A 6,048-nucleotide genomic window follows, 5' to 3' on the forward strand; every position below is an offset into this window, starting at 1 on the left:
GGGCCGCCTCGAACGCTCCATTTTCATGCTCGACTGGCTGCGCGACATCGACCTGCGCCGGCGCACCCAGGCGGGCCTCAACAAAGGCGAAGCCCGCAACGCGCTCGCCCGCGCGCTCTTCTTCAACCAGCTCGGCGAACTGCGCGATCGTCGGTTCGAGAACCAGACCTATCGCGCCTCCGGCCTCAACCTGCTCGTCGCCGCCATCATCTTGTGGAACACTCGCTATCTCGAAATGGCGCTGGCGGACATCGGCACAGCCGACGAAATCGCACGCCACATCGCGCCATTGGGCTGGGAGCATATCTCGCTGACCGGTGACTATAGCTGGAATGTTGAAGATCAACCCGATCCGGACGCCTTGCGACCGCTGCGCGCCGTCAACTCCCTACTTGCCGCGTGACGTTCGCTATCCGTTCGCCCTTTCCGTGCAGATACGTCACTTTCGTGTAGTCACCCCTTCTGGCGGCCGTTGCGATGCTGCGTAACGGGATCAAGGTCGATCCGCCGGTGGATTTTCTACGTCCCAACTCGAAATGGCATCGTCATCTTCGCGCTGAGCCCAGCGGCGACCACCGGCTTTGGGAAATCGCGGTGCTGTTCCACATCCGCGACGCCTTCCGGTCCGGTGACATATGGTTGGCGGGATCGCGCCGCTATGGCGACCTCAAGCAGCTTCTGGTCCCGCCACAGGCGATAGAGCAGACCGCGCGGCTCGCCGTGCCGCTGCGACCCGGCGAATGGCTGGCCGAGCGCAGGGCTCGACTGGATACACGGCTGAAGGAGTTTGGCCGCGCGGCGCGAACCGGCACGATCCCAGGCGGCATCATCGAGAACGGCAAGCTGCACATCGACAAGCTGAGGGCCGACACGCCCGAAGGGGCCGAGGATCTCGTGCTCGATCTCTATCAACAGCTCCCGCCCGCGAGGATCACCGATCTGTTGCTGGAAGTCGATGAGCGAACCGGATTTTCCGAGGCGTTCACGCATCTGCGCACCGGCGCGCCCTGCAGCGACCGGATCGGCCTGATGAACGTGTTGCTGGCGGAAGGCGTCAATCTCGGTTTGCGCAAGATGGCGGCGGCGACCAACACGCACAGCTTCTGGGAATTGCTGCGGATCGCGCGCTGGCATGTCGAAGGCAGCGCCTATGATCGGGCGCTCGCCATGATCGTGGAGGCCCACGCCGCCCTGCCCATGGCCGCCCTCTGGGGACAAGGGCAATCGGCATCCAGCGACGGGCAGTTCTTCCTTGCTACCGAGCAGGGCGAGGCGATGAATCTGATCAACGCGAAATATGGCAACGTCCCGGGCCTCAAGGGATACAGCCATGTGTCCGATCAATATGCGCCGTTCGCAACCCAGGTGATCCCGGCAACGGTCAGCGAGGCTCCCTATATCCTGGACGGGCTGCTCATGAATGACGCGGGCCGCCGCGTTCGCCAGCATTTTGCCGACACGGGCGGCTTCACCGATCATGTGTTCGCCGCCTGCGCCTTGCTCGGCTACAGGTTCGCCCCCCGTATCCGCGATCTCCCTCAGAAAAGACTCTATGCCTTCACGCCCAACGCGACGCCGGCCAATGTGCGAGCGCTGGTCGGAGGTAAGATCAATGAACCGCTCATCGAGCGCAACTGGCCCGACATCCTGCGCATCATGGCGACGATCGCAGCGGGGATCGTCGCCCCCAGCCAGATTCTTCGCAAGCTCGCCTCTTACCCGCGCCAGAATGAGCTGGCCCTCGCATTGCGAGAGGTGGGCCGCATCGAGCGAACCCTGTTCATGATCGACTGGATTCTTGATGCCGGCCTCCAGCGCCAGGCTCAGATCGGCCTCAACAAGGGTGAGGCCCACCACGCCCTAAAGCGCGCCATCAGCTTCCACCGCCGAGGTGAAATCCGGGATCGATCCGGCGAAGGCCAGCACTATCGCATCGCCGGAATGAACCTGCTCGCCGCCATCATCATATTCTGGAACACCATGAAGCTCGGCGAGGTCGTCAATACCCGGGCCGCCAGCGGTACCCATATCGCGCCTGATCTACTCGCCCACGTCTCGCCGTTGGGATGGGAACACATCAATCTAACCGGGGAATATCGCTGGCCCAAATCCTTAGCGTAGGATTCCGCCCCCTCCCGCAAACGCCCCCTATCAGGCGGCCCGTCGATCATTTCCAGCATGGCGCCAGGGCTTCTTCGACCCGGCGTGCCCATCGCGCGAGGGGCGTGCCGACATTGGCCTCCACCCGGAACTTGCCCATATGGCTGTCCTGGTATCTGCCGGGGCCTTCAAGCGTGTACCAGGTGCCATCCGCCGTGATGAGAAGATCGCCGTCCTGAAACCCCGGAGGATCGGGCTGAAGGGGTTCGATTTGCTTCATCTCGCCGATCACGGCGCGCATGGCGCGGCAAGTTCGGCTGTCGGCCTGCTGCACCGTCTCCCCTTGCGTGCGGCGCATCCAATAATGGAGCTGGCGCGTATCGGGATCGAGCCTGATTGTGCCGAACTCGATCCGGGTCTGCTGCTGCCAGGACGGCTTGATGGTCAGCGTCGCCCATGGATCGGGCTTGGAAGCCGCGCATACAGTGCTCAGCGGTAGCGCGGCCCCGATGAGGGCAACGAGGATGGCCGGAATTTTGCTCGGCATTGTCAGTATCTCCACCCTTCCAAAAGGTTCTATCACGCCTTGTCGAACCGACCGGCGAACTCGCGATCGGCATAGTAGCGCAGCTTTGCGGCGACGATCGGCCGCTGCCCGGAGAGGAACAGGAGCTGGAGATCCTCGCGTAGCGTGCGGACCTCATCGGGCGTGAGCAGGGGGCGGCCGACATGCTGCGATCCAAACGATATGCCGGTTTCCTCCGCGTCGATCGCGCGGCTCATCGTTTCGAACACGACCGTCTCCTGGCCGAGCAGATCGGAGACGAGCTTGGCGCTGTCGTGATCGTTGACCCCGAATATCTGCAGCACGCCGGCGTTGGACAGGAAGGTGCCGGCGCGGCGCTCATAGAGCGCGCGGAGTTGGTGGACATCCTGCAGGATGGGCCAGAGCTGAATGCCGTAGCCGGCCATCAGGCCCATGGCGCGTTCGACGGGTTCAAGGCGGCCGAGCGCGGCGAACTCATCGAGCAGGAACAGCACGGGACGTTCGGCCGAAGCCGGCGCGCGGGCCAGATCGGTCAGCCCTTGGGCGAGCATCAGGCGCAGCCAGCGGGCATAGGTGGCGAGCCGATCGGGCGGCAGCACCAGGTAGACCGTCGTGGCCTTCGCTTTCACATCGGCGAAGGTGAAATCCGAATGCCCCAGCACGGCCGTCATGCGCGGGCTATCAAGAAAATGGGTATGCCGCTGCGCGGCCGAGAGCACGCCAGCACCCTCGCGATCGGACTTACCCAGGTGCCGGTTGGCGGCGCGCGCAGCGAGGCCGCCTTGCGCCTGCATTGCTTCGAGCATCGCCGTGAAGGCGGCAGGCGCGAAGGTCAGGCGGTCGCGCAGCGTGGCGAGGGTGCGCGTCGCCGGCGGCTCGCTGGTGACGATCGCGAGGATGATGCCGGCGATCAGCGCCTTGGCTTCCTCGTTCCAATGCGCTTCGCCGGCTTCGCCGGGAGCGTCATAGACCAGCGCGTCGGCCAGAGTCATGCAGTCGTCGGCGAGATCGAGGCCGTCCGGGTCGATGCGATCGAGCGGATTGAACGCCGCCGAGGGCAGGCCGGTCGCATCGAACGGATCGAGGACATGGACCGGGCCGAAGCGGGCGCGATGGCGGGCGGTGATGCGGGCATTCTCGCCCTTGGGATCGATGCAGACGACCGGGCCGGGATAGTCGAGCAGATTGGGGATGATGGTGCCCACGCCCTTGCCGGTGCGCGTCGGCGCGATCGTCAGCAGATGGGCGGGACCGGCGTAGCGTAGCAGCCTGCCCGACTTGTGGTCGCGGCCGATCAGCAGGCCGTCGCCGCCCTGGGCGAGGGGCCTTGTTTCGCGATCGGAAGCGAAACGGGCGGAACCATGGGTGTCGTCGCCGGCAGGGCCGCCATATTGGAAGATGAGGGGCTGGAAGAGGGCGCGCAGCGTGACGAGGATGATGACGAGGAACGTCAGCATCATGCCGATCTGGTAAAGATGGGAATCGCGGGCCAGGCCGAGCAGCGAGTGCAGGACGAACTGCATGGTGCCGGCGAGGACCAGGCCGACGATCAGGAGCAGGACCGCGACCTTGAACAGATGGCGGACAAGCGCGATCGGGCTGAGGGTCAGCGCCGTGATCGCCCATATCGGGTTGTGACGGGCGATGTGGGCGATGTTGCGGATCGCTCGGCCGAGCTGGCGCAGCCACTCCATGTCACTTCGCCTCGATCGGCGTGATAGCCAGCGCCGGAGCAGCGTCGGGATGGCCGAGCAGCTTGAGGACGATCGCGGTGGCGAGGGGAGGGGGCACGGCTTCCTCGCGCAGCATGTCGAACAGCGCGCAGTCGTCCGGTTCGAGCGCCATGCCTTCGATCGCGAGATTGGCGCGGGCGTCGGCATCGTCGTCGCGCCACAGGGCGGCTTCGGCCGAGCTGCCGCGTGCATAGTCGAGCGCGCGGACCTCACGCCGGATCGCGTCGATGTTTAACGTCATGCTCATACCTCTCGCGCCATCGTATCTTGTCGTGTTGCCAAGCGCTCCGCCGGTCCTAGAAGAGCCGCATAGACGCACAGCAGCCATGCCGCCGCGACCGCGATCCAGAGACTGGCCATGCCGGCACGCGGATAAGCGAGCGCTCCGGCAGCGGCTCCTGCGATCAACCCGCCCCACAAGGCGAGATAGGGCGCCCATTGCCAGCGAGGGCCGCCGACGAGGGCGGCAGCGAGGCGCTGCCCGAGTTTGACCAGAGCGCCAGTCATGTAGGTGACGCCGATGCTGACCTCGCCGTCGCGCTGGAAGATCGCGTTGGCGCCGCCCATCGCCACGGTCATGGCCGTGGTCGCGAGCGTATCGGACAGTCCCACGCCCGATGATGCGGCGAGCGCCAGGACGATGCCGACGAAGCCCAGCAGCACGGGTTTGCGATAGGGGCCAGCGGCCATCGCCAGCAGCGTGCCCGCGATCACGCCGGCGACGAACCCGGCCAGGAGGCGGGCGGCCGTGAGGGCGACATGCGGCTCGGCAACGAACCCGACCGCCATCCGCGTCGAATTGCCGCTCATGAACGACACGAACAGGCCACCGAGTTTCAGGAAGCCGATCGCATCGACATAGCCGGCGATAGCGGACACACCGATTGCGAGGAGCCAGTGCCGGCCACCATAGCGCGTCATGCCGCACCTTCTGCTTCCGCGTCGAAGGCTCGCTTGCCCCGCCGCTTCCAGAGCGCCAGCACATCGCCGGCATCCTCACCCCGCGCGCGTCCCGCCAGTTCGAGCATCGCGCCATAGAGGGTGGCGCGATCGTCGTCGGTCAGATCGACGAGGCCCGCCTTCTGGACGAGGCCGCCCAGCTCGATCAGGTGGCGGGTCCGTTCCTTGCGTCGCATCACCCATTCCCTGCTGTCATGGCGGCGCTGTCCGGCTTCAGTTCTGAGCGTCGCCTGTTGGAGTTTCGCCTGCGCCCTGACGATGGTCTGCATTACCGCCGACAGCTTTGCGCCCGCGCCGCTGAAAGAAGGCAGCGCCATCGGAGCGCCACGCCTCCCGATTTCCTTCGACCTGTGCTTCGGCGACAATGTGGAGCAGGGCGCCGGCCAGCACATCGACATCGAGCGCATCGGCCCCGGTTGACGTGACGAGTTCGCCGAGCTGCTGGACCTTCTTCGCCTTGAGCGCTCGGGCCTTGTCGCCCAGCGCCTTCAGTTCGGCATCATAGTCGCGGACCTTGCGCATATTCTCTCCCTCGCGCCCATGAATGGAGCCGCAGCGTAGCACGTTCGCGTGCGCGAGGAACCGTTCCGATCCAGAAATGCGGCGAAGTCAATCACAGGAACGGCAGAGAATGTGAGTGCGCGCTTATACGTCGTTGCCGACGTGCGCTAAGTAAGGCAGTGTGCGAAGCGTCATGGCGATCTACCA

At 65.2% G+C, this 6,048-nt stretch carries 7 protein-coding genes and 1 pseudogene; 2 read left to right on the forward strand and 6 right to left on the reverse strand.

The annotated features are described in order from the left end of the window. Both LH128_RS27320 and LH128_RS27325 read left to right on the forward strand, forming a co-directional pair. Window positions 1-403 (forward strand): Tn3 family transposase (locus LH128_RS27320; protein WP_008831380.1); only part of this gene is annotated, 403 nt, incomplete at its 5' end. Between the two features lie 53 nt (window positions 404-456). After that, window positions 457-2,121 (forward strand): annotated as a pseudogene (locus LH128_RS27325) (Tn3 family transposase); the annotation flags it as partial. 46 nt (window positions 2,122-2,167) lie between these two features. Here LH128_RS27325 and LH128_RS31595 read toward each other — a convergent pair. The 6 genes from LH128_RS31595 to LH128_RS27355 are packed head-to-tail and all read right to left on the reverse strand — an operon-like array spanning window position 2,168 to window position 5,862. Continuing rightward, entirely contained in the window at window positions 2,168-2,647 is a 480-nt protein-coding gene (locus LH128_RS31595) for a hypothetical protein (RefSeq protein ID WP_008832941.1), read from the reverse strand. Between the two features lie 32 nt (window positions 2,648-2,679). Continuing rightward, window positions 2,680-4,341 (reverse strand): type IV secretory system conjugative DNA transfer family protein, encoded by a 1,662-nt coding sequence (locus LH128_RS27335; protein ID WP_008832942.1) that lies wholly within the window; start codon window positions 4,339-4,341, stop codon window positions 2,680-2,682. Window position 4,342: 1 nt separating this feature from the next. Beyond that, window positions 4,343-4,627, reverse strand: coding sequence for a hypothetical protein (locus LH128_RS27340; RefSeq protein WP_008832943.1), 285 nt, complete (start codon window positions 4,625-4,627; stop codon window positions 4,343-4,345). Continuing rightward, window positions 4,624-5,301: a YoaK family protein gene (locus LH128_RS27345; RefSeq protein ID WP_008832944.1), complete on the reverse strand. Its 678-nt coding sequence runs from the start codon at window positions 5,299-5,301 to the stop codon at window positions 4,624-4,626. Before LH128_RS27345 ends, LH128_RS27340 begins: the two co-directional genes overlap by 4 nt. Then, window positions 5,298-5,516 carry a conjugal transfer protein TraD gene (locus LH128_RS27350; protein ID WP_008832945.1) on the reverse strand — a complete coding sequence of 73 codons (219 nt, stop codon included), beginning with the start codon at window positions 5,514-5,516 and terminating at the stop codon, window positions 5,298-5,300. The genes LH128_RS27345 and LH128_RS27350 overlap by 4 nt, the downstream gene beginning before the upstream one ends. Before the next feature lie 37 nt (window positions 5,517-5,553). Beyond that, window positions 5,554-5,862 carry a conjugal transfer protein TraD gene (locus LH128_RS27355; RefSeq protein ID WP_008832946.1) on the reverse strand — a complete coding sequence of 103 codons (309 nt, stop codon included), beginning with the start codon at window positions 5,860-5,862 and terminating at the stop codon, window positions 5,554-5,556. Window positions 5,863-6,048 lie beyond the last annotated feature (186 nt).

Source organism: Sphingomonas sp. LH128, from assembly GCF_000293195.2.
Lineage (GTDB): Bacteria > Pseudomonadota > Alphaproteobacteria > Sphingomonadales > Sphingomonadaceae > Novosphingobium > Novosphingobium resinovorum_A.

Bases quoted from the DNA above. Each gene is read 5' to 3' on its own strand.
- LH128_RS31595 (WP_008832941.1), bottom strand. From the start codon at position 2,647: ATGCCGAGCAAAATTCCGGCCATCCTCGTTGCCCTCATCGGGGCCGCG.
- LH128_RS27335 (WP_008832942.1), bottom strand. From the start codon at position 4,341: ATGGAGTGGCTGCGCCAGCTCGGCCGAGCGATCCGCAACATCGCCCAC.
- LH128_RS27340 (WP_008832943.1), bottom strand. From the start codon at position 4,627: ATGAGCATGACGTTAAACATCGACGCGATCCGGCGTGAGGTCCGCGCG.
- LH128_RS27345 (WP_008832944.1), bottom strand. From the start codon at position 5,301: ATGACGCGCTATGGTGGCCGGCACTGGCTCCTCGCAATCGGTGTGTCC.
- LH128_RS27350 (WP_008832945.1), bottom strand. From the start codon at position 5,516: ATGCGACGCAAGGAACGGACCCGCCACCTGATCGAGCTGGGCGGCCTC.
- LH128_RS27355 (WP_008832946.1), bottom strand. From the start codon at position 5,862: ATGCGCAAGGTCCGCGACTATGATGCCGAACTGAAGGCGCTGGGCGAC.